A 23,460-nucleotide genomic window follows, 5' to 3' on the forward strand; every position below is an offset into this window, starting at 1 on the left:
ATTGGCCCACCGAGGTCGTTAGGGAGAATTTCGTTCTCATGATTCGCCGTTCGCTGCGCTGTTCGTTACCTGCCGTTTTAGCCCTGTCGTTCGCAACGCCCTTGCTGGCTGCGCCCGCGGGCCAGCAGACATTGTTCAACTTTGTGCGCCCCGCTGATGTGGTCCAGGTGGCGACTCAGGACGCCAGCCTGCCGCAATCCAACGCCGAGCAAACCGCCGAAGGTGAAGTGCTGCGCCGGGTGACGTTCAACCCGGTCGCCCGGCCGACCCTGCGCCTGACCCCGCAGACCGGGGCCTGGGACTGGTCGCAGTCAGGTGTGATGAGCCTGCGAATCCAGAGCGCCATGAACTGGGCGGTGACTCTCTATGTGACCATTCAAAGTAACGACGGCAAGACGCTGGTCAGTCGCGTCGACTTGCCGGCCGGCCCGGCGCAAACCCTGCTGGTGCCTTTGCAAGCGACGTCACCGCTGAGCCAGGGCTTGAAGGCAGGGCCGCCGATGCCGATGACGGTCGACGGTCAGCGCATCTTGCTCGCCAGCAGCGCAGGTGAATTGGACCGTGGTCAGGTCGTATCGGTAAGTGTGTCGATGGATCAACCGAAAGTGGCCCAGAGCATTCTGCTGGAGCGCTTCGGCGTGCAGGACGCCGAGTCGGTGACCCAAGCCGTGTATGGCGGTCTGGTGGATGCTTACGGTCAATCGACCCGGGCCAAATGGCCAGAGAAAGTCAGCAGCGATGAACAACTGAAAAGCGCCGCCGCCAAGGAACAGCAACAACTGAAAACCTGGCTGGCGGAACGCGAGAAATCGTCCCTGGACAAATTCGGTGGCTGGACCCAAGGCCCCGCCTTCAAGAGCAGCGGCTTTTTCCGCACGGAGAAACGTGACGGCCGCTGGTATCTGGTGACGCCGGAGGGGCATCCGTTCTATTCGTTGGGCGTCAACACCGTTGCCCCGGACGTCAACCAGACCTACGTCGCCGGTCGCGAAGCCATGTTCGAATCGCTGCCCAAGGCTGACGAGCCGCTGGCCAGTCACTTTGGCGAAGGCGACAACCGTGGTGGCAATGGTGTCGATCAGGGGCGGGGCTTTAATTTCGGGCGCTGGTACGACTTCTATGGCGCCAACTTGCAGCGTCTGTATGGCGCCCCTTGTGCGCTGGGCAGCGATACCAAGGCCGGTGTTGCCGCAGCGGCCAAGGCCGACGCGGTAGAGGCAAGGGCCGAGAAGGCTGCCGAGCAACCCGTCGTACCTGCGACCGCCGAATCCGGTGTCGCCGAAGCGGCCAAGACTGACGCCGCTGAAGCGTCGGTGGCGAAAGCGGTGGAGCAAAAAACGGCCGAGCCCTGCAAAGCGACTTTCGATGAACATCGCTGGACGGGCCATACCCTTGACCGTCTGCAAGCCTGGGGCTTCAACACCCTCGGCAACTGGAGTGCGCCAGCACTGGGCGACGCTGACCGCGTGCCGTACACCTTGCCGCTGTCGATCGTCGGTGATTACGCCAGTATCAGCACCGGGACCGATTGGTGGGGCGGCATGCCTGATCCGTTCGACCCACGTTTCGCCATGGCCACCGAGCGCGCCGTGGCCATCGCCGCGCGCGATCATCGCGACGACCCATGGCTGATCGGGTACTACGCCGACAATGAACTGGCCTGGGCCGGTCCTGGCGATGATCCAAAGGCGCGCTACGCCCTGGCCTACGGCACCTTGAAAATGACCACCGACGTGCCGGCCAAACGTGCGTTCCTCAAGCAACTGCGCGACAAATACCGCAACCAGGCGGGCCTGTCGAAAGCCTGGGGCATTGATTTGCCAGCCTGGGAATTGATGGAAGACCCCGGTTTCGTGCCGCCACTGCCAAGCGCCGAACACCCGGAAATCGAGGCCGACTTCAAATACTTCCAGAAGGTCTTCGCCGACACTTACTTCAAGACCATCTCCGATTCACTCAAGTGGCACGCGCCGAACCAGTTGTTGCTCGGTGGCCGCTTTGCAATCAGCACCCCGGAAGCTGTTGAGTCCTGCGCGCAGTATTGCGACGTGTTGAGTTTCAACATGTACACCCTGCAACCGCAGGACGGATACGACTTCGCCAAACTGCGCAGCCTCGACAAACCAGTACTGATCACCGAGTTCAACTTCGGCTCGACCGACCGTGGCCCGTTCTGGGGCGGCGTGACGCAATTGGCGAAGGAAGAAGACCGTGGCCCGGCCTACGCGAACTTCCTCAAACAGGCGCTGAGCGAACCGTCGATTGTGGGTGTGCACTGGTTCCAATACCTGGATCAACCCGTGACCGGGCGCCTGCTGGATGGCGAAAACGGTCACTTTGGTCTGGTGGGTATTACCGATCTGCCATTCCAGGGCTTTGTCGACAGCGTGCGCAAGAGCAATCTGGCGGCTGTCGATCAGTTGGGCAAAGAAGCGCAGAAGGCCAGCGCCGAGGCCGACAAGGCCAGTCACAACACCGAGGGCGGCCGCAAGGCCGAGGCCGGCAGAGGCCCTGGCAAGGGTACCGGTGGCCATTCTGGCAATGGCCATTAAGGCTGAAGCAAAGTTCGCAGTCTGCGGCAGCATTTTCATGTAGGAGCTGCGCGGGCCGCGATCTTTTGATCTTGATCTTCAATTGACCGCCCGGCCCGACCCTGTTCCCAAATCCCTCAAGGGCTGGAACAATGCGGGCCACTTTGTAGAGCTTATCCGGGGAGTTGCGGGTGCAGATTCAGGGTTTTTACGAGCTTAAGTTCGAAGCGGTACGCGAGGCGTTCGCGGCGCTGTTCGACGATCCTCAGGAACGTGGCGCAGCGTTGTGCATCCAGATCGGTGGCGAAACCGTCGTCGACCTCTGGGCGGGCACCGCCGACAAGGATGGCGCGCAAGCCTGGCACAGCGACACCATCGCCAACCTGTTCTCCTGCACCAAAACCTTCACCGCCGTCACTGCCCTGCAACTGGTCGCCGAAGGCAAACTGCAACTGGATGCCCCGGTTGCTCGCTACTGGCCGGAGTTTGCTGCCGCCGGCAAAGCATCCGTGACCCTGCGCCAACTGCTCTGCCATCAGGCCGGTCTGCCGGCGCTCCGCGAGTTGCTGGCCCCCGAAGCCCTTTACGACTGGCAAACCATGGTCGACGCTCTGGCCGCCGAAGCGCCATGGTGGACGCCGGGCGAGGGCCACGGGTATGCGGCGATCACCTATGGCTGGCTGGTGGGTGAATTGTTGCGCCGTGCCGACGGTCGCGGGCCGGGTGAGTCCATCGTGGCACGGATCGCCAAGCCTTTGGGCCTGGATTTCCATGTCGGCCTGGCGGATGAAGAATTTGATCGCGTGGCGCACATTGCCCGTGGCAAGGGCAACGTCGGCGATGCGGCGGCCCAACGCCTGCTGCAAGTAACCATGCGCGAGCCAACCGCCATGACCACCCGTGCGTTTACTAACCCGCCGTCGATCATGACCAGCACCAACAAGCCGGAATGGCGACGCATGCAGCAACCGGCGGCTAATGGCCACGGCAATGCCCGCAGCCTGGCCGGCTTCTACGCCGGTTTGCTCGATGGCAGCCTGCTGGAAGGCGAAATGCTCGATGAGCTGACCCGCGAGCACAGCCTCGGCGAAGACAAGACTTTACTGACCCGGACCCGTTTCGGTCTGGGTTGCATGCTCGATCAGCCGGACGTGCCCAATGCAACCTATGGCCTTGGCCCGCGTGCTTTCGGTCATCCGGGCGCTGGCGGCTCTATTGGTTTTGCTGACCCGGAGCACGATGTCGCTTTCGGTTTTGTGACAAATACACTGGGGCCGTACGTCTTGATGGATCCGCGCGCACAAAAACTTGTGCGGGTACTGGCCACTTGTCTGTAAATCACGCTCAAGGGTGCCGGAGCTGGAACCCGAAAGCCTTTTCAGTTTCCAACCGTCTGTTTATGCAGGCCAATCCGGCCTGATTTTTTTGACTTCATTTTTGTGGATATCCAATGTCATCCAAACCAACCCTCGCCTTGGCACTGTGCTTCGCAATTACCGGTTGCGCACAGACTCCTAAAAATGATGCAGACGGCGGTAGCTGGTGGCCGTTCGGTTCATCCGACAAAGTCGCGGCCAAAGAGCCGGCCCCGGCGCCCTTGAAGCCAGCCGTCAGCGCTCCTGTCACCAAGACTGAAAGCAGCAGCCACTGGTACTGGCCGTTTGGCTCTGATGACGACACCAACAAGCCGGCCGACAAAGTCGCAGTAAAACCGGAAGTGAAACCTGAAGCCAAACCTGCCGTTATCGCCAAGGCTGATGCCGATACCGGCAGCAAGTGGTGGTGGCCGTTCGGCGGCAAAGAACAGAGCACGGCCAAAGCCGTGCCGATGCCTGATCCGAAAGTTACCCAGGCCTGGCTTGATGACTACGAGCCACGCTTGCGTGATGCGATCAAGGACAGCAACCTGAAACTGGAACGCCGTGAAAACGTGCTGGTGGTGATCGCGCCGGTCGAAGGCTCGTTCAACCCGGACCGTCCGGCCATGCTGCTGCCGGTAACCCTCGGCCCGTTCACCCGTGTTGCGAAAATCCTCGAAGTCGATCCGAAGACCGCCGTGCTGGTACTTGGCCACAGTGATACGTCGGGCGCCGCACCGGCCAACGTCAAGTTGAGCCAGGAACGTGCCCAGGCTGTAGCGGCGATTTTCCGTCTCAGTGGTTTGCAGCGTGATCGCTTGATGCTGCGCGGTATGGGCGGTGAAGCCCCGCGTGCCGCCAACGACAGCGTCGAAGGTCGTGCCCTGAACCGTCGCGTGGAACTGATGGTGACGCCGCAAAACACCATGGTTGCGTTGCTGAGCAAGTACAACATGCCGGCCCCGGCGCCAGTGACTATGGTTGCCGTACAAGACGTCAAGCCTGTCGCCAAACCTGTTGTTCCGGCGCCAGCCGCGAAGAAAGCAGATGTGCCTTCGGCGAAAAAAGCACCGGCCAAGAAAACCGCTGCCAAAAAGGCACCGGCTAAAACTGCAACCCCGGCGAAAAAGACGGCACCGGCCAAAGCCGCTGTCGATCCAAAGAAAGCCGTCGCCGCCGATACCACAAAGCAGTGATTCGTTAACCAAAAGGAATGCGCCATGACCAAGGCCCTGGCTGATATGCGCCGCGACTACACCCGTGATGGCCTGACCGAGGCGCAAGCTCCGGTCGAGCCGTTTGCGCTGTTTCACCAATGGTTCGCTGACGCGGTGAAAACCGAACAGGTGCCGGTGGAGGCGAACGCCATGACCTTGGCCACTGTCGATCAGGAGGGTCGACCGCATTGCCGCATCCTGCTTCTCAAGGGCCTGGATGCGCAGGGCTTTACCTTTTTCACCAACTACGACAGTGCCAAAGGTCAACACATGGCCGCGAATCCATTCGCGGCCATGACTTTTTTCTGGCCAACCCTGGAGCGCCAGGTGCGCATCGAAGGGCGGGTGGTAAAGGTCACGTCCGAAGAGTCCGATGCTTATTATCAGGTTCGTCCGCTGGGCAGCCGTCTCGGTGCCTGGGCTTCACCTCAGAGCCGAGTGATCGCTGATCGCGCCGAACTGGAAGGGTTGCTCAAGAACACTGAACAACGTTTCAGCGACACTCAGCCTCACTGCCCGGAACATTGGGGCGGCTATCGCCTGCTGCCCGAACGCATTGAGTTCTGGCAGGGCCGTCCGAGCCGCCTGCACGACCGCCTCAACTATCGTTTGCAGGGTGCCGACTGGATTCTTGAACGTCTGGCACCCTAAGCAGTCTACCGCTCGGGATAGCCTGCCGCAGTGGCCTCCAGCCATTGCGGCAGGTCTCGACGCTTGATTTTTTGCCTTTGAGCGTTCGCCAGTTGCTGGAGCATGAACGCTTTTTTTCGTTCGTCCTTGCCAGCCAGCGCTAACGCCAGGTCGCGGTCCATCCAGCGTTTGACCCGCACGTACAGCCACCCGTGGAAGTACAGGCCAGCAGCGGTAGTGACGATAATGATAAAGTAATCCATGAAAATCCTGTTTCAGTAGCGCAGATCGACGAATTTGCCGCTACCGTGTGGTGATTTCGTGAAAGTGCCTGTACAAGGCCTGAATCAAACCAATTTTACCCCGGCGATGCCGTGACAGGCGTCAAGCTGCGGAGTTAAATGCTTACCTGTCCTTTGGAGTTGATGCTATGCGTAAGTCTGTTCTGCTGGTTGCTTCCTTTTCCACGATGGCGATGTTGCTTACCGGCTGCCAATCGAGCCTGACCGGTGACTCCTACTCCCGTGACGAAGCGCGTCGCGTGCAGACCGTTCGCATGGGCACCATCGAATCGCTGCGTCCGGTGAAAATCGAAGGCACCAAAACCCCGATCGGCGGTATCGCCGGTGCAGCCGTCGGCGGCGTTGGCGGCAGCGCCATCGGCGGCGGTAAAGGTAGCATCGTCGCAGCAGTCATCGGCGCAGTCGCCGGCGGCCTGGTGGGTTCAGCCGCTGAAGAAGGCCTGACTCGCACCCAAGGCGTTGAAGTCACCGTCCGCGAAGACGACGGCAGCATGCGCGCCTACGTCCAGGAAGTTCAGCCAAACGAAGTATTCCGTGTGGGTGAGCGCGTGCGGATTTCCACTGTGGGCGGGACGAGTCGCGTTTCGCACTAAGCGGGCACGGGTAAAAAATGAAAACCCCGATCAGGTGACTGGTCGGGGTTTTTGATTTTTATTGGGCGTCTACCATTTGTCGCGATAGACGAATGCTACTTGGTAGTCGTAAGAATATAAGTCTAAGGCATGGTGGAAATGCGGCTGAAGCACACTGATCCAGCTGGAAATAACATCAAACCCACCATTGTTGATGTTGTTTTCAACTCGCATTCCGAGCTCTTCAATTACGTAACCGTCATCTCCAAAATCTTTCGACAATTCCTCTCCTTCGCCCAGTTCTGTGTTCTTGTCATACCACTCAAGCCTTATTCTCAGTCCCATAGTCGTCTCATAAATATTTTTTGATGCTGCGGTTCTTTTTTGGGGGATCGATTTGCTCGCCGGTTCTATGGTCGAACGACCCGAGGTGACTACCATCGCTTGAGCGATAAGCCTCAAGTTCACCGTGGAGAAAGTCCCATTCGTAAATTGTTCTACCTTTTGCATCAATCCAGCGATCTCGGAGGCCTCCCTTATACGGGGTTTTCTTTTTTGCTCTTTTCAGGTCAGGAAATGCGGTGATGTCTTCTGTCTCAGGAGCCGGGTGATAGGTATGACCAGCTTCGGCGGTACCTTTGCCGCGAATACTCATCACAATATAAACCGGCTTCACCAACGACCCCGCCGGAAACACAAGAATGAAATCCTTGTAATCCGGCGGATAAACCGGATTGACGATGATGCCGTCAGCCTGTTTCGTCGGTGGGTAAACCCAGATATGTGGCGCTTGTGGGGCGGCTTCCAGTTTGGGGATGCCGAGGACGTCCGAAGCGTCGGCGGCTGGGGTCCAGATCAGTTCGATGCCTTCGCCGAGGTCGGCGACGTATTGGCTGTCGCGCGATGTGATTTGCACGACATCGACCATTTCCCAGTCACGATTTTTGCCGGTGTAAAACCCATAACCCTTGAGGCTGCCGTCGGACTGCTGTTCCACCGTGAGGCGGACGCGAGTGCGGGCCTGTTTGAGCGCGCGTAATTGATCTTCTGTGTAAAGAGCGCTGTCGCCCAGGCTGGGCGTCCAGAACAATGCGACTACGCCGGCCAACACGGCGGTTCCAACTGCCCCGATTACCGCAGCGGCACCTATCCCGGGTGCGACGAGAGCCGGCGCGGTTAATGCCAGACGCCCGATGCCCAGCGCAAGGGTAGAGCCGCTAATTGTTTCGAGGTTCAGCAGACCCCCATCGCCTACCTCACGCGCACCCAGCCAGGCGATTTCGCCGTAGTCTTCAAGGCTATCGGTGCGCACCATTCCCGAAGGATTGGCGTAATCGATGATCGCGTCCGGCAGGTTGCAGGACTTGGCGAAGACGCATCCGGCTCGAACGGGTGAAGTGGGTGCCGCGACGATCTGACGGCCGCGTTCGAAGGCCTCTTGCCTGGCGAGCATGGCTTCGTAGGCTGCCTGTCTGGCGTCGCGCTCTGCCAGTTCGGTGGCGCTCATGAGCCGGTAGGTGACGTGATGCCCGTCACCTTGCGGCGGGTTTTTCACCTGGGGGATGTGCTTGTTGCCAGCCACTGACTGTCCTTGTGTGTTCGTCCATCGGCAGCCCTTGAAAAGGGCTGCACGACGTTAACGAACGGGACCGGGTGTGGCTGTAGGACGAGTCTTTGATGCTCCTAAGAGTTGTCTCTGATTTTCAGGACGGCAGCGCAGCGTTCTTGCGACTCGCCGCCGCCGTCACCGCATAACCGATCAACGCCGCCAGGATAGAGCCGGTCAAAATCCCCATGCGGTCCATCCCGGCGTATTCACTGGCGCCCGGTACAAAGGCCAGGGAACCGACGAACAGACTCATGGTGAAACCGATGCCGCAGAGAATCGCCACCCCCAGCACCTGACCCCAATTCGCACCTTGGGGCAGGGCGGCGATGCCGATTTTCACCGCCAGCCAGGTCAGGCCGAATACACCGACAGTTTTGCCCAGCAGCAGGCCGACGGCGATGCCCATTGGCACGTGATGGGTGAAGCTCTCGACGGTGACACCGCTCAAGGACAGGCCGGCGTTGGCAAAGGCGAACAGCGGCAGGATGCCGAAGGCCACCCACGGATGCAGCGCGTGCTCCAGTGCCAGCAGTGGCGATGGTTCGGCGTTTTTCGTCCGCAGGGGAATGCAGAAGGCCAGGGTTACACCGGCCAGTGTGGCGTGCACGCCGCTCTTCAGTACACAAACCCAGAGGATCAAACCGATGATCATGTACGGCCCAAGCTTGACCACGCCAAGCCGATTCATCCCGATCAGTGCTGCGATACAAGCCGCGGCCAGTGCCAGGGACAAGGTAGAGAGTGCGCCGGAATAGAAGATCGCAATGATGATGATCGCGCCAAGGTCATCAATGATGGCGAGCGTCATCAGGAACAATTTGAGCGACGCCGGAACCCGTTTTCCCAGCAACGCCAGCACACCTAGCGCGAAGGCGATGTCGGTGGCGGTCGGAATTGCCCAGCCGTCCAGGGCAGGTGGATTGTCACGGTTGAGGAACCAGTAGATCAGCGCCGGCACCACCATGCCGCCAATGGCAGCCGCGCCAGGCAGGACGATCTGCGATGGCTTGGACAGTTGGCCGTCGAGGACTTCGCGCTTCACCTCCAGGCCGATCAGCAGGAAGAACATCGCCATCAGGCCGTCATTGATCCACAGCAGCAGCGGTTTGGCGATTTGCAATGCGCCAACCTGGGCCACTACCGGGGTCTCCAGCAAGCCGTTATAGAGCCACGACAGCGGGGAATTGTTGATGATCAAAGCGAGGACAGCCGCGGCGATCAATAACAGACCGCTGGCAGCTTCCAACTGAAAGAAACGCGTGAAAGTGCTACGCAGAGGCAAGGTCGCTCTCCATCGATGAATTCAAAAGGTGGGACACCCTAACCCGTACCGTTAGTTGTTAAAACAAAAGTTATATTCTTTTTTGTTATATGTCGTTACAACAGCTTTTTCCCGTACGGACCTGAGCCTAGCAGTTGCCCGGCGTATTGAAGCCCAGCTGTACCTGTGCGGGATGTAGGTTTTTTCCTAAGCTTGATGATTGAGCCTTGTCACCAGGCCAACACCTGCCCGATTCAACGAGAAAACCACCATGAGCGACAACCGACAGTGGGCCCGCGAAGCCATCCGGATCATCGAAGCCGACTTCCAGCGCAGCGCCGACACCCACCTGATCCCTTTGCCGCTGCCGGGTTTTCCGGGCATCGAGTTGTATTTCAAGGATGAATCCAGCCATCCCACCGGCAGCCTGAAGCACCGCCTGGCGCGCTCGCTGTTTCTCTACGCGTTGTGTAATGGCTGGCTCAAGCCGGGTGCGCCAGTGATCGAGGCATCCAGTGGTTCGACGGCGATTTCCGAGGCGTATTTCGCCCGGATGCTGGGCTTGCCGTTCATTGCGGTGATGCCGGCGACAACATCCCGGGAAAAAATCGCCCAGATCGCGTTTTACGGTGGCCAGAGCCATTTGGTGGATGACCCGACGCAGATCTACGCCGAATCCGAGCGCCTGGCCCGTGAGCACGATGGGCATTTCATCGACCAATTCACCTACGCCGAGCGCGCTACTGACTGGCGGGCGAATAACAACATCGCCGAGTCGATCTTCCAGCAGATGCGGTTTGAGCAGCACCCGACGCCGAGCTGGCTGATTTCCAGCCCCGGCACCGGCGGCACCACGGCGACCCTGGGGCGCTACGTGCGTTATCGCCAGCACTGCACACGCGTGCTGTGCGCCGATGCCGAACGTTCGGTGTTCTTCGATTACTACCAGACCGGCGATGCCAGCCTGCGCCTGGATCACGGCTCGCGCATTGAAGGTATTGGCCGTCCACGGGTGGAGGCGTCGTTCTTGCCCAAGGTGATCGACGCGATGGTCAAAGTGCCGGACGCGTTGTCGCTGGCGGCCATGCATTACCTCGCCGAGCGCCTGGGGCGGCATGTTGGCGGGTCGAGCGGGACCAACCTGATCGGTGCGTTGATGGCGGCACAGCAGATGAAAGCAGCGGGGGAGTCGGGGTCAATCGTGGCGATCTTGTGCGATAGCGGTGAGCGCTATGCGACGACTTACTACGATCAGGATTGGCTCAAGGCTCAAGGCTATGTGTTGAGGGGGTTGATTGACGCGGTAACGGCGGTTGTAGAGCGCGGTGAACCGCTGCCGGTGAGCGTGTTGCGCGCCAATATCTGACAAAGCAAAAGATCGCAGACTGCGGCAGCTCCTACAGGATATGTATCCTCGGTAGGAGCTGCCGCAGGCTGCGATCTTTTGATCTCAAGGTTTAAGCTTCCAAGCCCAGGATATCGCGCGCTACGGCTTCGGCAATCCGAATACCGTCCACACCCGCCGACAGAATCCCGCCCGCATAACCCGCGCCTTCACCGGCCGGGAACAAGCCCTTCACGTTCAGGCTCTGCATCGACTCGTTGCGCGTAATGCGCAGCGGCGACGACGTTCGGGTTTCGATCCCGGTCAACACGGCGTCGTGCAACGAGTAACCGCGAATCTGTTTCTCGAACGCCGGCAGTGCTTCGCGAATCGCCTCGATGGCGAAGGCCGGCAAGGCCAGTGCCAAATCACCCAGAGCCACGCCCGGCTTGTAGGACGGTTCAACACTGCCCAATTCGGTGGACGGCTTGCCGGCAATGAAATCGCCGACCAGTTGTGCCGGCGCTTCGTAGTTGCTGCCGCCCAGCACAAAGGCGTGGGATTCCAGGCGTTCCTGCAACTCGATACCGGCCAGTGGGCCGCCCGGGTAATCGACTTCCGGGGTGATGCCAACGACGATCCCCGAGTTGGCGTTGCGTTCGTTACGCGAGTATTGGCTCATGCCGTTGGTAACCACGCGGTTAGGCTCGGACGTCGCCGCCACCACGGTGCCGCCGGGGCACATGCAGAAGCTGTAGACCGAACGGCCGTTCTTGGCGTGGTGCACCAGTTTGTAGTCAGCCGCGCCGAGTTTCGGGTGGCCGGCGTACTTGCCCAGGCGCGCGCGGTCGATCAGCGACTGCGGGTGTTCGATACGGAAACCCACCGAAAACGGCTTGGCTTCCATGAACACGCCGCGCCCGTGGAGCATGCGGAAGGTGTCGCGGGCGCTGTGGCCGAGGGCCAGAATCACGTGTTTGGAATGGATCTGCTCGCCGCCATTAAGCTCGACACCGACCAGTTGGCCGTCTTCGATCAGCACGTCAGTAACCCGTTGCTGGAAGCGCACTTCGCCGCCCATGGCGCGAATCTGCTCACGCATGTTTTCCACCACACCGGTCAGACGGAACGTACCGATGTGCGGTTTGCTGACGTAGAGGATTTCGTCCGGTGCACCGGCCTTGACGAACTCATGCAGGACTTTGCGGCCGATGAATTTCGGGTCTTTGATCTGGCTGTAGAGCTTGCCGTCGGAGAATGTCCCCGCGCCGCCCTCGCCAAACTGCACGTTGGATTCAGGGTTGAGTACGCTTTTACGCCACAGGCCCCAGGTGTCCTTGGTGCGCTGACGCACTTCGGTGCCGCGTTCGAGAATGATCGGTTTGAAACCCATTTGCGCCAGCAGCAGCCCGGCGAAAATGCCGCACGGTCCGAAGCCGACGACTATAGGGCGGGCGCTCAGATCGGCTGGCGCCTGGCCGACCATTTTGTAGCTGACATCCGGTGCCACGTTGACGTTACGGTCATCGGCGAACTTTTGCAGCACCGAGGCCTCATCGCGAAGGGTGAGGTCGATGGTGTAGATGAAGCACAGTTCGGACGACTTTTTGCGCGCATCGTAGCTGCGCTTGAACAAGGTGAAGTCGAGCAGGTCATCGCTGTTGATGCCCAGGCGCTGCACGATGGCAGGGCGCAGGTCTTCGTCGGGATGGTCGATCGGCAGCTTGAGTTCAGTGATTCGTAACATGACGGGATCCGGTTCGCGGGGCGCACAACTGCGCCAGGGCGTTTGAAGCCGGCGATTATAAGCCCCAAAGGTGCCGTCCCGTGAGGCTTAAACGATCAGTCGTCGCGCGATCCGCCGAAATACCCGCAACCGCGCTGCACCTTGCCGTCGATGCGCAGTTCGGCCGTCATGTGCTGGATGCTGCCGGTGCTGCTGTCGACACAGCGTTGCGGCGCGACCCACAGTTCGATGTGCTGATTATTGGCTTCGCTGCTGAGGTTGAAGCGACCGTCGCCCAGTTGCTCTTCGACGTAGGGCACCGCCAACGGCGGCTGACCTGCGCGGTCGACGACCATGCCTTTGCCGCTGACCTTCACGTTCCACTCGGGGGTGTGGCCGGCAGCGCGAAGGATCAACAGTTTGAAATTGGGATCTTCACACGCGTTGCTTGAGCGCTCGACGCGATACAACTTCTCAAGATCGAGTTGGCCATCGCCGCTACCGGGAACGATCTGCCCGCGCACATCGGCGAACAGCTTGCCTTGGGCATCGGCCAGCGTTGCAGCCTGTTGCAGGACGCTGGTGCCACCCGTGTCGTTGACCACGTAACGACGTTGTTCGCCGCACGGCTGGAACAACAGCTTGCCGTCGGCGGCGCTCAACTGGCCTTGCATGCGGGTCTGGCCCACGTGGGAGGCACTTTCACGGGGACCATCGAAAAACTGGCAAGCGGCGAACAGCGGGAGCAGGGCAACAACGGCTAGGGAACGGGCAACACGCATCTTGGGGTCTCCTGACAAGTGTCGCCACGTTACGCAGCCTGACCGTTCATCACAACCCCGTCCTTGCTTCATGTAGGAGCTGCCGCAGGCTGCGATCTTTTGATCTTGATCTTCTAGCAACTGCTGAAAAACGCCACATCAAAAGATCGCAGCCTGCGGCAGCGCGTACATTAGCCCACGTGAAAGGTCTGGCCTGTCTGCAAGCCTTCGACACTTTTGGCGTAGGCCAGTGCCACATCCGCCGCTGGAACCGGTTTGAAACCACGGAAGTACGGTGCGTATTTGCCCATGGCTTCAACCAGCACATTCGGGCTGATCGAGTTCACGCGCAGACCGCGCGGCAACTCGATGGCCGCGGCACGGACGAAGCTGTCCAGTGCACCGTTGACCAGCGCGGCGGAAGCGCCGCTGTAGATCGGGTCGTGGCTGAGTACGCCGGTGGTGAAGGTGAACGACGCGCCGTCATTGGCGAACTCGCGGCCGATCAGCAGCAGGTTCACCTGGCCCATCAGCTTGTCTTTGAGGCCCAGGGCAAAACTCTCTTCAGTCATTTCACCCAGCGGAGCGAAGGTGACGTTGCCCGCGGCACAGATCAGCGCATCGAACTTGCCGGTTTGTTCGAACAGTTTGCGAATCGAGGCGCTGTCGCTGATATCCACCTGGAAATCACCACTATTGCGGCCAATGCGGACGATTTCGTGGCGCTGGGACAGCTCCTTGTCGACTGCCGAACCGATGGTGCCGTTGGCGCCGATCAAAAGAATTTTCATGTGGCTGATCCTCGAATGGGTTGGGTGAGGCTTCAGTTTAGAGTGGTTTTTTTGCTTGATAAGCGCACTAATAGGCAACCTTTGGTTTTCAAATGGAAACAATCCATGAGCGAAATGGATGATCTGGCAGCCTTCGCAGTGTTGGTCGAGGCGGGGAGTTTTACCTTGGCGGCGCAGCAACTGGGTTGCAGCAAGGGGCAACTGTCCAAGCGCATCAGCCTGCTGGAAGCGCAGTTTTCCGTGGTCTTGCTGCAACGCACCACGCGGCGGTTGAGCCTGACGGCGGCGGGTGCTGCATTGTTGCCGCAAGCGCAGGCGTTGGTGACCCAGGTCGAACGGGCGCGTCAGGCGCTGGCGCGATTGAAGGACGACATGGCCGGCCCGGTTCGCATGACGGTCCCGGTATCTCTGGGGGAAACCTTCTTCGATGGCTTGTTGCTGGAGTTTTCAAGCCAGTATCCCGAGGTGCAGATCGAACTGGACCTCAGCAACAATTATCGCGATTTGTCCCGTGACGGCTTTGACCTGGCGGTTCGATCCGACGTAGCCAATGACCAGCGCCTTGTCGCGCGACCGTTGCTGGCGTGGCATGAGATGACTTGCGCCAGCCCCGCCTATCTCGAACAGTACGGCGAGCCGCAAACGCCCCAGGCGCTGGCCGAGCATCGCTGCCTACTCAACAGCCATTACAGTGGTCGCGAAGAATGGCTATACCACCAGCAACACGAATTGCTGCGTGTCCGGGTTTCCGGGCCGTTCGCCAGCAACCATTACAACCTGCTGAAAAAAGCTGCTTTGGCCGGCGCGGGCATCGCACGGTTGCCGTCCTATTTGCTGCCAGCGGATTTGGCTGACGGACGTTTGCGCTGGCTCCTGCGCGACTATCAGACCCGCAGCATGCCGATGTATTTGGTGCATCCGTACCAGGGTGGATTGCCCAAGCGAACGCAGGTGCTGGCGGATTATTTGATTGGCTGGTTCAAGCGCAGTGGAGAGGCGCTAGACCGGCTGTAGCGAATCACACAACCCAAGGAGCTGCCGAAGGCTGCGATCTTTTGATTTTGTTTTTTAAGATCAAAAGATCGCAGCCTTCGGCAGCTCCTACAGGGGATTGCAGGCATAAAAAAACGGCCCGAAGGCCGTTTTAGGTTGACCGCAAAGGTTTAGCCCCCGAGGTACGCTTCGCGCACTTTCGGGTCGGTCAGCAGCGATTCACCAGTGCCTTGCATGACCACACGGCCGTTTTCCAGCACGTAGGCGCGGTCGGCGATTTTCAGCGCCTGGTTGGCGTTCTGCTCCACCAGGAACACCGTCACACCGTCCTTGCGCAGTTGTTCGATGATGTCGAAGATCTGCTGGATGATGATCGGTGCCAGACCCAGCGATGGCTCGTCGAGCAGCAGCAGCTTGGGTTTGCTCATCAGCGCGCGGCCGATGGCAAGCATTTGCTGTTCGCCGCCGGACATGGTGCCGCCGCGTTGGTTAAAGCGCTCTTTCAGGCGTGGGAAAAGTCCGAGGACCTTGTCCATTTGTTCCTGATAGTCGCCTTTGGCAGTGAAGAAGCCGCCCATGGACAGGTTTTCTTCCACGGTCAGGCGGGAAAACACCCGGCGACCTTCAGGAACCACGGCGATGCTCTTGCGCATGATCTGCGAAGAATCCTGGCCGACCAGTTCCTCACCCATGTAGCGGATGCTGCCGCTGTGAGCCCGGGGCGAACCGCACAGGGTCATCAGTAGCGTGGACTTGCCGGCGCCGTTGGCACCGATCAGGGTCACGATCTCCCCCTGGCGGACTTCGACGTTGACGCTGTGCAGCGCCTGGATCTTGCCGTAGAAGGTGGAAACGTTTTCGAACTGCAGCATTTACGCTTCCCCCAGGTAGGCTTTGATCACTTCAGGATTGTCGCGGATCTGTTCCGGCGTACCGTCGGCCAGCGGCGTGCCCTGGTTGATCACGACGATGTGGTCGGAAATGCTCATGACCAGTTTCATGTCGTGTTCGATCAGCAGCACGGTGACGTTGTGCTCTTCACGCAGCACGCTGATCAACGCCTTGAGGTCTTCGGTTTCCTTCGGGTTCAGGCCGGCAGCCGGTTCGTCGAGCATGAGGATCCGCGGGCGGGTCATCATGCAGCGAGCGATTTCCAGGCGACGTTGCTGACCATAGGCCAGCGTGCCGGCCGGACGGTTGGCGAACGCCTTGAGGTTGACCTTTTCCAGCCAGTACTCGGCGAAATCCATGGCCTCGCGTTCGCTGCGGCGGAACGACGGGGTCTTGAACAGGCCGGCCAGGAAGTTGGTGTTCAGGTGACGGTGCTGGGCGATCAAGAGGTTCTCGACCGCAGTCATGTCCTTGAACAACCGCACGTTCTGGAACGTACGCACCACACCTTTGAGGGCGATCTTGTGGCCCGGCAGGCCTTCGATCGGCTCGCCATCGAGCAGGATGCTGCCGCCGCTCGGCTTGTAGAAGCCAGTCAGGCAGTTGAACACGGTGGTCTTGCCAGCGCCGTTGGGGCCGATCAGCGCCACCACTTGTTTCTCTTTCACGCTCAAGGCTACGCCGTTGACCGCCAGCAAGCCGCCGAAGCGCATGCTCAGATTTTCTACTTTGAGGATCTCGCGGCTCATTTGCGCAGCTCCATGTGAGGACGTTGCATGGGCAGCAGACCCTGAGGGCGCCAGATCATCATCAGTACCATCAAGGCACCGAACATCAACATGCGGTACTCACTGAACTCACGCATCATTTCCGGTAGCAGGATCATCACCACGGCAGCCAGGATCACGCCCAGTTGCGAGCCCATGCCACCCAGTACCACAATGGCGAGGATGATCGCCGACTCGATGAAGGTGAAGGACTCCGGCGTCACCAGCCCCTGACGGGCCGCGAAGAAGCTACCGGCGAAACCGGCGAAGCTCGCACCCAGGGTGAAGGCCGACAGCTTGATGATGGTCGGATTCAGACCCAATGCACGGCAGGCGATTTCGTCTTCACGTAACGCTTCCCAGGCACGGCCCAGGGGCATGCGCAGCAAGCGGTTGATGACGAACAGCGCCGCCAGTGCCAGTAACAACGCAACCAGGTAAAGGAAGATCACCTTGTTGATCGAGTTGTATTCCAGGCCGAAGTACTCGTGGAATGTCTGCATCCCTTCGGCGGCTTTACGTTCGAAGGTCAGGCCGAAGAATGTCGGTTTCTCGATGTTGCTGATGCCGTTCGGACCGCCCGTGAGACCGGTCAGGTTGCGCAGGAACAGACGGATGATCTCACCGAAGCCCAGGGTCACGATCGCCAGGTAGTCGCCGCGCAGGCGCAGCACCGGGAAACCCAGCAGGAAGCCGAAAGTGGCAGCCATCAGGCCGGCAATCGGCAGGCAGATCCAGAAGCTCAAACCGTAGTAGTGCGACAACAGCGCGTAGCTGTAGGCGCCGACGGCGTAGAAACCAACGTAACCGAGGTCGAGCAGGCCAGCCAGACCGACCACGATGTTCAGACCCAGGCCCAACATCACGTAGATCAGCACCAGCGTCGCGATATCCACCGCGCCGCGAGAACCGAAGAACGGCCAGATCAGTGCACCGGCGATCAGCGCGATGATGATCCAGCGCTGGGTCGTCGGCAGGGTCAGGAAGTTGCTGGCCTTGGCCGGAATCAGCGGCATGCTCGGCGAGGAGCGCCAGGCCGAGCTGATCTGCTGGTCAAACAACACGCGCAGGAACATCAGCACCGAACATACGGCGATGGTGATCAACGTGGTGTTGCTGGTGCCGTGAACTTCGAGGTTGATGCCGACAATGGTCAGTTTCAGACCGAGTACCGGGTAGGCCACGGCCCACACCAGCAAGGCACTGAACAGCGCCTGTTTAAGATTCCTAGTCATACTTTCTCAACCTCCGGACGACCCAGCAGGCCGGTTGGCCGGAACAACAACACCAGAACCAATAGGCCGAACGCCACGACGTCCTTGTACTGGTCGCCAAAAATATCGGCACCGAAGGCTTCCGCCACGCCCAATACCAGCCCGCCGAGCATGGCACCCGGAATGCTGCCTATACCGCCCAGGACAGCAGCGGTGAAAGCCTTGAGGCCGACGAGGAAACCGGCGTTCGGGTTGATCACGCCATATTGCATGCTCAGCAGCACGGCCGCGATGGCCGCCAGCGCGGCACCGATGACGAAGGTCAGGGCGATAATGTTGTTGGTGTTGATACCCAGCAGGTTGGCCATCTTGATGTCTTCGGCACAGGCGCGGCAGGCGCGACCCAGGCGAGAGCGGGAGATGAACAGCGTCAGGCCGAGCATGGCAACCAGGGTCACCACGAACACCACGATTTGCATGTAGGAAATCAGCACTTCATGTGCGCCACCTGGCCCAAAGGCAAAGTTGCCCGGAATCAGGTTGGGAATGGATTTGTCCTTGGAGTCTTGCGCCAGCAGAACCGTGTTCTGCAGGAAGATCGACATGCCAATGGCGGAAATCAGCGGGATCAGACGGTTGCTGCCGCGCAAGGGGCGGTAGGCGATCCGTTCGATGCTGTAGCCGTAGGCACTGGTGACAACGATGGTGGCGAGGAAAGCGGCGGTCATCAACAGCGGAACGCTGTCGAGTCCCATCATTGAAAGGCCCGCAATGGCGATGAACGCCACGTAGGAACCGATCATGTACACCTCGCCGTGGGCGAAGTTGATCATTCCAATGATGCCGTAAACCATCGTATAGCCGATGGCGATCAGGGCATACGTACTGCCAATGGTCAGACCATTAACCAGCTGTTGGAAGAAGTGATAGATGTCAGGCATTACAGCGCTCCTAAAAACCTGATACGCATTTCACTGGTGGAGTCATTTTCCCGCTCGATCCCGTGGATCTGCATCCACTTCGAATTCGAGGTTTGCCAGCGAACCGCTGATGACGGTTTTGAGATTTTCAGGTGGGGAGACTAGCGGATCACGCCAGCGCGGCCCAATTCGTTCGTAAAACAAAGCCCACGGCACGCCGTGGGCTTTATTGGCAGTCAGTCAGGCAATGCCTTACTGAGGCGAAGCTTCAGTTTTAGGTTTGCCGAAGTGCCACTCGTAAACCACAAATTTGAAGTCTTTCAGGTCGCCTTTGGCGTCGAAGCTCAGGTCGCCAGTTGGAGTCTTGAAAGTACCTGCGTGGATGGCAGCAGCCACTTTGGCGGTGTCTTCAGACTTGGCAGCCTTGATACCTTCGGCGATCACTTCAACAGCCGAGTAAGCCGGGAACACGAACGGACCGCTTGGATCTTCTTTCTTGGCTTTGAACGCATCAGCCAGGGCGATGTTGGCTGGATCCTGGTCGAAGGATTTCGGCAGGGTTACCAGCAGGCCTTCGGAAGCGTCCTTGGCGATCTGCGAAATGGAGTCGTTACCCACGCCTTCCGGACCCATGAACTTGGCTTTCAGGCCTTTTTCCTGGGATTGACGCAGGATCAGACCCAGCTCTGGGTGGTAGCCGCCGTAGTAGACGAAGTCAACGTTGGCTTGCTTGAGCTTGGAGATGATCGAAGAGAAGTCTTTGTCGCCGGCGTTGATGCCTTCGAATACGGCGACTTTCACGCCTTTCTTCTCAAGAGTAGTTTTAACGGCGGTGGCGATGCCTTCACCGTATTGCTGTTTGTCGTGCAGAACAGCAACGATTTTCGGTTTTACGTGATCGGCAATGTAGTTACCGGCGGCAGGGCCCTGGGCGCTGTCCAGACCGATGGTGCGGAACACCATTTTGTAACCACGGTTGGTGATGTCCGGGCTGGTGGCAGCCGGGGTGATCATGATCACGCCTTCGTCTTCGTAGATGTCCGAAGCCGGTTGAGTGGAGCTGGAGCACAGGTGGCCGACTACGAACTTGACGCCGTCGTTGACGACTTTGTTCGCTACAGCAACGGCTTGTTTTGGATCACAGGCGTCATCGTATTCAACGGCTTCGAGTTTCTTGCCGTCTACGCCGCCCTTGGCGTTGATTTGTTCGATGGCCATTTTGGCGCCACTGAACTGCATGTCGCCGTATTGGGCTACAGGACCGGTCTTAGGGCCGGCGATGCCGATCTTGATGGTGTCAGCTGCGAACGAATGGCTGGCAACCCCGGCCAGAACCATAGCGGCAAACAGTTTGGAAATCTGCTTAGTAGCCTTAGTCATAGTGCTCCACTCTTACTGTTGTAGTTTTTATAGTCCTGGCGCCGTTGGCGATAGAACCGGGTCAGATATCTGCGACATCGCCCCGGAAAAGCCCCCCGGCAACTGTACCGGTACAGTGTAGAGCGCCGATTGTCAGCCTGGGAAGCTGGCGGCGGGGGGCAAAACTTGGAGGTGTCGCTTTTTTGAAAGAAAAAGACAGAATTGCGGCGGGGCGTTGGAGGGCTTATAGCCAGATTCCGTGCATTCCTTGGCATTCCTGCTCTTTTCATTCGGTCACTTAATTTGCATCTGGGTTTTTCTGCCGGACCACCGACGTTATTATTGCGTCGATTTCTTTTCCGGACAGGACCCATGACTCAAGAACCTAGCACCCTCTATGCCAAGCTGCTTGGTGAAACTGCATCTATTACCTGGAAGGAGTTGGAGCCGTTCTTCGCCAAGGGTGCCCTATTGTGGGTCGACCCCGATCTGGATTTGATCGCCGCCGCCGAGGCCATGGCCACTGATGAGGGTGAGAAAGTGGCTGCCTGGCTGGCTGCCGATAAGGTCGCCAAGCTCTCTGAAACGCGGGCGCTGGATCTTTTTGAACGCGATCCGGAGCTGTGGGCAGTGGTTGTTTCGCCGTGGATTATGATCCAGGAAAGAGCAAAGGTCTGAGTGTGCGCACCTGCTTGGTGCGAACCCTTGTCGGCTAAAAGTGTGTAGCCGAGTAGCGTGATGGCACGTTGCCGTAGAGAAAGGCCACAGCCTCACGGTGACGTAAACGTAACGGGAACAGTTGAGAGAGCAGCTTGAGGGCTGCTTAATTGTTTCTGGATGTTGAGATATGGATCGAAAGATCAAAAGATCGCAGCCTGCGGCAGCGCCTACATGGGATCTATGTAGGCGCTGCCGCAGGCTGCGATCTTTTGGGGCCTACCTTAATAGGCCGTCTTGCCGGTGTGGTTATTCAGCGAAATAACCTTGGTCTTGCCAATGCGATGACGGTAAATCTCACGCAGGTACTTGATCGCTTTCTTCACGCAATCGCGCGACAGGCGGATGTCGTTGATCGACACGAACTTGTCCTTGTCGTTGATCAGCTCGCGGTACTTCTTCTCGTACATCGGCTTGATCGCGTACCAGTTGGTATCGAGGATTTTCGCCGGGTTCTCGAATTCGTTGAGCAGGTCGTCGATCAGGTCTTCGTCGAACTCCTCGTGGATGATGAAGTCGAGGATCGAGTTGTCCAGCGTCTCGTCGAAGCGGTACGGGTTTTTCGCAAAGCAACGCTTGATGAAGGCCACGATCAGCGTCAGGAAGTCGTCCGACAGGCACGGGCTCTTGGCGATGAGGGTGGTCAGCGACAGGTTGGCCGAGGCACCGATCACCAGCGCATAGCGCTTGAGTGTGGTGTTGGGGAACAGGCTGTTGAGGTGGGTCTTCAACCGGTTCAGGTCCATGTAGGACAGTTTGTAGTCCTTCGGCAAGGAAACGATCGACACCACCGACGAGCAGTTCTTGAAGAAGTGCAGGTCGTGCAGTGCGGCCGCGTCATACCCCGAATTCTTGTATTGCTCCAGCGACGCACGATAGCGCTTGGATTCGATCGGCAGCAGGCTGATGCCTTCGATGGCCTGGGTGACTTTGTTGAAATGCGGCAGGTCGATCGAGCGGAAGAACAGGTCATCGATGTTCAGGCGCTGTGGCTCTTTCTCGAACACCTTGAACTTGTCGCTGGTCGGCGCCGGGGTTTCCGGGACCACGGACTCTGCGTAGGCAATCGCCACCGGGCCGGCCAGACTCATGAACAGGTCGTTGGCGTCCAGGCGAATGGTTTCGCCGATGTCGATGCCGGCGCGACGGAAATAGTTCTGGTCGTAGTCGGTGGTTACCGCTTGCGCCGTCAGAATGTTGAAGATCTGCTGCGAGATGTACTGGTTGGCATGCTTTTCCATAGCATTGACATCAATGTTCTGGATGTTGCCGTCGTCGCTCTCTTCGGCGTAACGCATGATGTCGTTGGAGATCAGCATCATCGCGTTCCATGGGCGGATACGGCCCATGACGCTGGCTTCGCTGCTGTCTTCATTGGCGAAGTTGTAGGAGAAGTCCCACTCTTCCGACAGGTATTTGCACAGCAGGCGACCGGCGTTGATGTGCAACGCTTCGGACATTTCGCTGCGGTGATCGGAAATGTTCGGCAGCACGCAGATGCCGCTGGTGAAGATCGGCTCGAAAACGAACGAGTGGCCGCTCTTGCCGTCGTGCTCATCCATCGGCTTGGTGTCGAACGTCTTGTTCATGTACGAGTGCTGCTGGGCCAGGCCGAATTCCGAGGCCATGCCCGAACCGGTACCGCCGCCGGCACTGAAAATCGAGAAATACAGGCGCGACTGGTTGGCCTTGATGCCGCAGCTGTCGATCAGGTACGAGTGAATCATTTTCCAGTCAGGGCTGGAGAAACGCTGGGTGTCCTTGTTCAGGATGATCTTGGCCAGGTACTGACCGAGGATCGGCGCGTTACCGGCGCCACCGGCGTGGACTTCCGACAAGTCCATGATTTTCATTTTGCTGTAATCGCGCAGGAAGCCACTTTTCTCGCCTTTGCGTGAGAAGCGGATGCGACCGGCGATGTCTTTGTCCAGGTCGCCGAGCATCACCAGCGGTTCAACCAGGAACACCGGCTTGGTGGCCTTGTTCGGCCCCAGGCGCAGGTTATTGCGAATCCACTGTGCCGGGCTGTAACCCTTTTCAGCGAAGCGTTTGTCCGGCGACAGGCGATCTTCGTTGTTGAATTCGTTGAGGTAGAACTTGCGCGCGTTGTACACCAGTTCCGCGACGTCCAGTGCGATGTTCGAACCGCAACGACCGAGGCCAATCAGGCACACCGACGGGAACTCCTGATCGCTGTGCTGTTCGCTGTCGCCATCCAGGTGCGGTGGGCGCGGGAACACCATGTCGCGCAAGCCGTCGAGATTGTCGAGGATACGGTCGGTATTGGTTTCGGTGAAGTACAGGTATTGCTGGGTCGCCAGCGGACGTGACGGGAGCAATGGCTTCATGGGGGCCGGGCTGTTCGCCGCAGGGCTCAAGGTCAGGTCGGTTAGCGCGGTGGCCGGGTTGTTTTTAGAAGTCATTGTTCGCCATGTACCTGGGCTGGTTGTTCGGCGACTCGCTGTCGTCGAACCGTCACGGAATGAGAACTCGCGTCATTTATCAGCGCGTATTTGG

21 protein-coding genes are annotated in these 23,460 nt (G+C 59.0%); 8 read left to right on the forward strand and 13 right to left on the reverse strand.

What is annotated here, in order from left to right; genetic code table 11:
* Positions 1-38 precede the first annotated feature (38 nt).
* From KUF73_RS06350 to pdxH, 4 genes are all read left to right on the forward strand, one after another.
* A complete protein-coding gene (locus KUF73_RS06350) occupies positions 39-2,552 on the forward strand; it encodes a beta-galactosidase (protein WP_218437194.1) in 2,514 nt (837 codons plus the stop codon).
* A 170-nt stretch (positions 2,553-2,722) separates the two neighbouring features.
* Positions 2,723-3,868 carry a serine hydrolase domain-containing protein gene (locus KUF73_RS06355; RefSeq protein ID WP_218437195.1) on the forward strand — a complete coding sequence of 382 codons (1,146 nt, stop codon included), beginning with the start codon at positions 2,723-2,725 and terminating at the stop codon, positions 3,866-3,868.
* Between the two features lie 113 nt (positions 3,869-3,981).
* Entirely contained in the window at positions 3,982-5,085 is a 1,104-nt protein-coding gene (locus tag KUF73_RS06360; RefSeq protein ID WP_218437196.1) for an OmpA family protein, read from the forward strand.
* Positions 5,086-5,109: 24 nt separating this feature from the next.
* The gene (gene pdxH / locus KUF73_RS06365; RefSeq protein ID WP_218437197.1) at positions 5,110-5,757 is read left to right on the forward strand and encodes a pyridoxamine 5'-phosphate oxidase; all 648 of its coding nucleotides are present in this window, start codon (positions 5,110-5,112) and stop codon (positions 5,755-5,757) included.
* 5 nt (positions 5,758-5,762) lie between these two features.
* On the opposite strand, the gene KUF73_RS06370 is transcribed toward pdxH, so the two are convergent.
* Positions 5,763-5,999, reverse strand: a complete 237-nt coding sequence (locus tag KUF73_RS06370) for a hypothetical protein (RefSeq protein WP_218437198.1) — start codon at positions 5,997-5,999, stop codon at positions 5,763-5,765.
* A gap of 167 nt (positions 6,000-6,166) precedes the next feature.
* Between KUF73_RS06370 and KUF73_RS06375 the strand changes: the two genes are divergently transcribed.
* A complete protein-coding gene (locus KUF73_RS06375) occupies positions 6,167-6,631 on the forward strand; it encodes a glycine zipper 2TM domain-containing protein (protein ID WP_218437199.1) in 465 nt (154 codons plus the stop codon).
* Positions 6,632-6,700: 69 nt separating this feature from the next.
* On the opposite strand, the gene KUF73_RS06380 is transcribed toward KUF73_RS06375, so the two are convergent.
* The 3 genes from KUF73_RS06380 to nhaA all read right to left on the reverse strand — a co-directional run bounded on the left by KUF73_RS06380 (position 6,701) and on the right by nhaA (position 9,501).
* A complete protein-coding gene (locus tag KUF73_RS06380) occupies positions 6,701-6,955 on the reverse strand; it encodes a colicin E3-like toxin immunity protein (RefSeq protein WP_218437200.1) in 255 nt (84 codons plus the stop codon).
* Between the two features lie 7 nt (positions 6,956-6,962).
* Positions 6,963-8,192 (reverse strand): colicin E3/pyocin S6 family cytotoxin, encoded by a 1,230-nt coding sequence (locus tag KUF73_RS06385; RefSeq protein ID WP_218437201.1) that lies wholly within the window; start codon positions 8,190-8,192, stop codon positions 6,963-6,965.
* Positions 8,193-8,313: 121 nt separating this feature from the next.
* Complete coding sequence (nhaA, locus tag KUF73_RS06390) at positions 8,314-9,501, reverse strand: Na+/H+ antiporter NhaA (protein WP_218437202.1); 1,188 nt, start codon at positions 9,499-9,501, stop codon at positions 8,314-8,316.
* A 250-nt stretch (positions 9,502-9,751) separates the two neighbouring features.
* On the opposite strand from nhaA, the gene KUF73_RS06395 reads away from it, so the two are divergent.
* Positions 9,752-10,846, forward strand: coding sequence for a PLP-dependent cysteine synthase family protein (locus KUF73_RS06395; protein ID WP_218437203.1), 1,095 nt, complete (start codon positions 9,752-9,754; stop codon positions 10,844-10,846).
* Between the two features lie 91 nt (positions 10,847-10,937).
* Here KUF73_RS06395 and KUF73_RS06400 read toward each other — a convergent pair whose 3' ends face one another.
* From KUF73_RS06400 to KUF73_RS06410, 3 genes are all read right to left on the reverse strand, one after another.
* A complete protein-coding gene (locus KUF73_RS06400; protein WP_218437204.1) occupies positions 10,938-12,551 on the reverse strand; it encodes an NAD(P)/FAD-dependent oxidoreductase in 1,614 nt (537 codons plus the stop codon).
* Between the two features lie 95 nt (positions 12,552-12,646).
* Complete coding sequence (locus KUF73_RS06405; protein WP_218437205.1) at positions 12,647-13,312, reverse strand: COG3650 family protein; 666 nt, start codon at positions 13,310-13,312, stop codon at positions 12,647-12,649.
* Between the two features lie 170 nt (positions 13,313-13,482).
* Positions 13,483-14,082, reverse strand: a complete 600-nt coding sequence (locus KUF73_RS06410; protein ID WP_218437206.1) for a short chain dehydrogenase — start codon at positions 14,080-14,082, stop codon at positions 13,483-13,485.
* A 105-nt stretch (positions 14,083-14,187) separates the two neighbouring features.
* Between KUF73_RS06410 and KUF73_RS06415 the strand changes: the two genes are divergently transcribed.
* Positions 14,188-15,096, forward strand: coding sequence for a LysR family transcriptional regulator (locus tag KUF73_RS06415; RefSeq protein WP_218437207.1), 909 nt, complete (start codon positions 14,188-14,190; stop codon positions 15,094-15,096).
* A gap of 149 nt (positions 15,097-15,245) precedes the next feature.
* On the opposite strand, the gene KUF73_RS06420 is transcribed toward KUF73_RS06415, so the two are convergent.
* The 5 genes from KUF73_RS06420 to KUF73_RS06440 form a co-directional block, all read right to left on the reverse strand.
* Entirely contained in the window at positions 15,246-15,947 is a 702-nt protein-coding gene (locus tag KUF73_RS06420; RefSeq protein WP_110966754.1) for an ABC transporter ATP-binding protein, read from the reverse strand.
* Entirely contained in the window at positions 15,948-16,715 is a 768-nt protein-coding gene (gene livG / locus KUF73_RS06425) for a high-affinity branched-chain amino acid ABC transporter ATP-binding protein LivG (RefSeq protein ID WP_218437208.1), read from the reverse strand.
* Complete coding sequence (locus tag KUF73_RS06430) at positions 16,712-17,968, reverse strand: high-affinity branched-chain amino acid ABC transporter permease LivM (RefSeq protein ID WP_218437209.1); 1,257 nt, start codon at positions 17,966-17,968, stop codon at positions 16,712-16,714. Before KUF73_RS06430 ends, livG begins: the two co-directional genes overlap by 4 nt.
* A complete protein-coding gene (gene livH, locus KUF73_RS06435) occupies positions 17,965-18,888 on the reverse strand; it encodes a high-affinity branched-chain amino acid ABC transporter permease LivH (protein ID WP_218437210.1) in 924 nt (307 codons plus the stop codon). The genes KUF73_RS06430 and livH overlap by 4 nt, the downstream gene beginning before the upstream one ends.
* 231 nt (positions 18,889-19,119) lie before the next feature.
* Entirely contained in the window at positions 19,120-20,247 is a 1,128-nt protein-coding gene (locus tag KUF73_RS06440) for a branched-chain amino acid ABC transporter substrate-binding protein (RefSeq protein WP_218437211.1), read from the reverse strand.
* 351 nt (positions 20,248-20,598) lie between these two features.
* Here KUF73_RS06440 and KUF73_RS06445 point away from each other — a divergent pair, with 351 nt between their 5' ends.
* Complete coding sequence (locus KUF73_RS06445) at positions 20,599-20,904, forward strand: DUF2288 domain-containing protein (protein ID WP_218437212.1); 306 nt, start codon at positions 20,599-20,601, stop codon at positions 20,902-20,904.
* A gap of 263 nt (positions 20,905-21,167) precedes the next feature.
* On the opposite strand, the gene KUF73_RS06450 is transcribed toward KUF73_RS06445, so the two are convergent.
* Positions 21,168-23,366 (reverse strand): hypothetical protein, encoded by a 2,199-nt coding sequence (locus KUF73_RS06450; protein WP_218437213.1) that lies wholly within the window; start codon positions 23,364-23,366, stop codon positions 21,168-21,170.
* Positions 23,367-23,460: the final 94 nt, after the last annotated feature.

The organism is Pseudomonas sp. PD9R (assembly GCF_019200975.1).
In the GTDB taxonomy this organism is placed as follows: Bacteria; Pseudomonadota; Gammaproteobacteria; order Pseudomonadales; family Pseudomonadaceae; genus Aquipseudomonas.

Excerpts from the sequence above, each read along its gene's own strand:
- KUF73_RS06375 (WP_218437199.1), top strand. The coding sequence starts at position 6,167 with ATGCGTAAGTCTGTTCTGCTGGTTGCTTCCTTTTCCACGATGGCGATG.
- KUF73_RS06440 (WP_218437211.1), bottom strand. The coding sequence starts at position 20,247 with ATGACTAAGGCTACTAAGCAGATTTCCAAACTGTTTGCCGCTATGGTT.
- KUF73_RS06360 (WP_218437196.1), top strand. The coding sequence starts at position 3,982 with ATGTCATCCAAACCAACCCTCGCCTTGGCACTGTGCTTCGCAATTACC.
- KUF73_RS06445 (WP_218437212.1), top strand. The coding sequence starts at position 20,599 with ATGACTCAAGAACCTAGCACCCTCTATGCCAAGCTGCTTGGTGAAACT.
- KUF73_RS06415 (WP_218437207.1), top strand. The coding sequence starts at position 14,188 with ATGAGCGAAATGGATGATCTGGCAGCCTTCGCAGTGTTGGTCGAGGCG.
- KUF73_RS06370 (WP_218437198.1), bottom strand. The coding sequence starts at position 5,999 with ATGGATTACTTTATCATTATCGTCACTACCGCTGCTGGCCTGTACTTC.
- livG (WP_218437208.1), bottom strand. The coding sequence starts at position 16,715 with ATGAGCCGCGAGATCCTCAAAGTAGAAAATCTGAGCATGCGCTTCGGC.
- livH (WP_218437210.1), bottom strand. The coding sequence starts at position 18,888 with ATGCCTGACATCTATCACTTCTTCCAACAGCTGGTTAATGGTCTGACC.
- pdxH (WP_218437197.1), top strand. The coding sequence starts at position 5,110 with ATGACCAAGGCCCTGGCTGATATGCGCCGCGACTACACCCGTGATGGC.
- KUF73_RS06410 (WP_218437206.1), bottom strand. The coding sequence starts at position 14,082 with ATGAAAATTCTTTTGATCGGCGCCAACGGCACCATCGGTTCGGCAGTC.
- KUF73_RS06405 (WP_218437205.1), bottom strand. The coding sequence starts at position 13,312 with ATGCGTGTTGCCCGTTCCCTAGCCGTTGTTGCCCTGCTCCCGCTGTTC.
- KUF73_RS06350 (WP_218437194.1), top strand. The coding sequence starts at position 39 with ATGATTCGCCGTTCGCTGCGCTGTTCGTTACCTGCCGTTTTAGCCCTG.
- KUF73_RS06380 (WP_218437200.1), bottom strand. The coding sequence starts at position 6,955 with ATGGGACTGAGAATAAGGCTTGAGTGGTATGACAAGAACACAGAACTG.
- KUF73_RS06420 (WP_110966754.1), bottom strand. The coding sequence starts at position 15,947 with ATGCTGCAGTTCGAAAACGTTTCCACCTTCTACGGCAAGATCCAGGCG.
- KUF73_RS06400 (WP_218437204.1), bottom strand. The coding sequence starts at position 12,551 with ATGTTACGAATCACTGAACTCAAGCTGCCGATCGACCATCCCGACGAA.
- KUF73_RS06430 (WP_218437209.1), bottom strand. The coding sequence starts at position 17,968 with ATGACTAGGAATCTTAAACAGGCGCTGTTCAGTGCCTTGCTGGTGTGG.
- KUF73_RS06395 (WP_218437203.1), top strand. The coding sequence starts at position 9,752 with ATGAGCGACAACCGACAGTGGGCCCGCGAAGCCATCCGGATCATCGAA.
- KUF73_RS06450 (WP_218437213.1), bottom strand. The coding sequence starts at position 23,366 with ATGACTTCTAAAAACAACCCGGCCACCGCGCTAACCGACCTGACCTTG.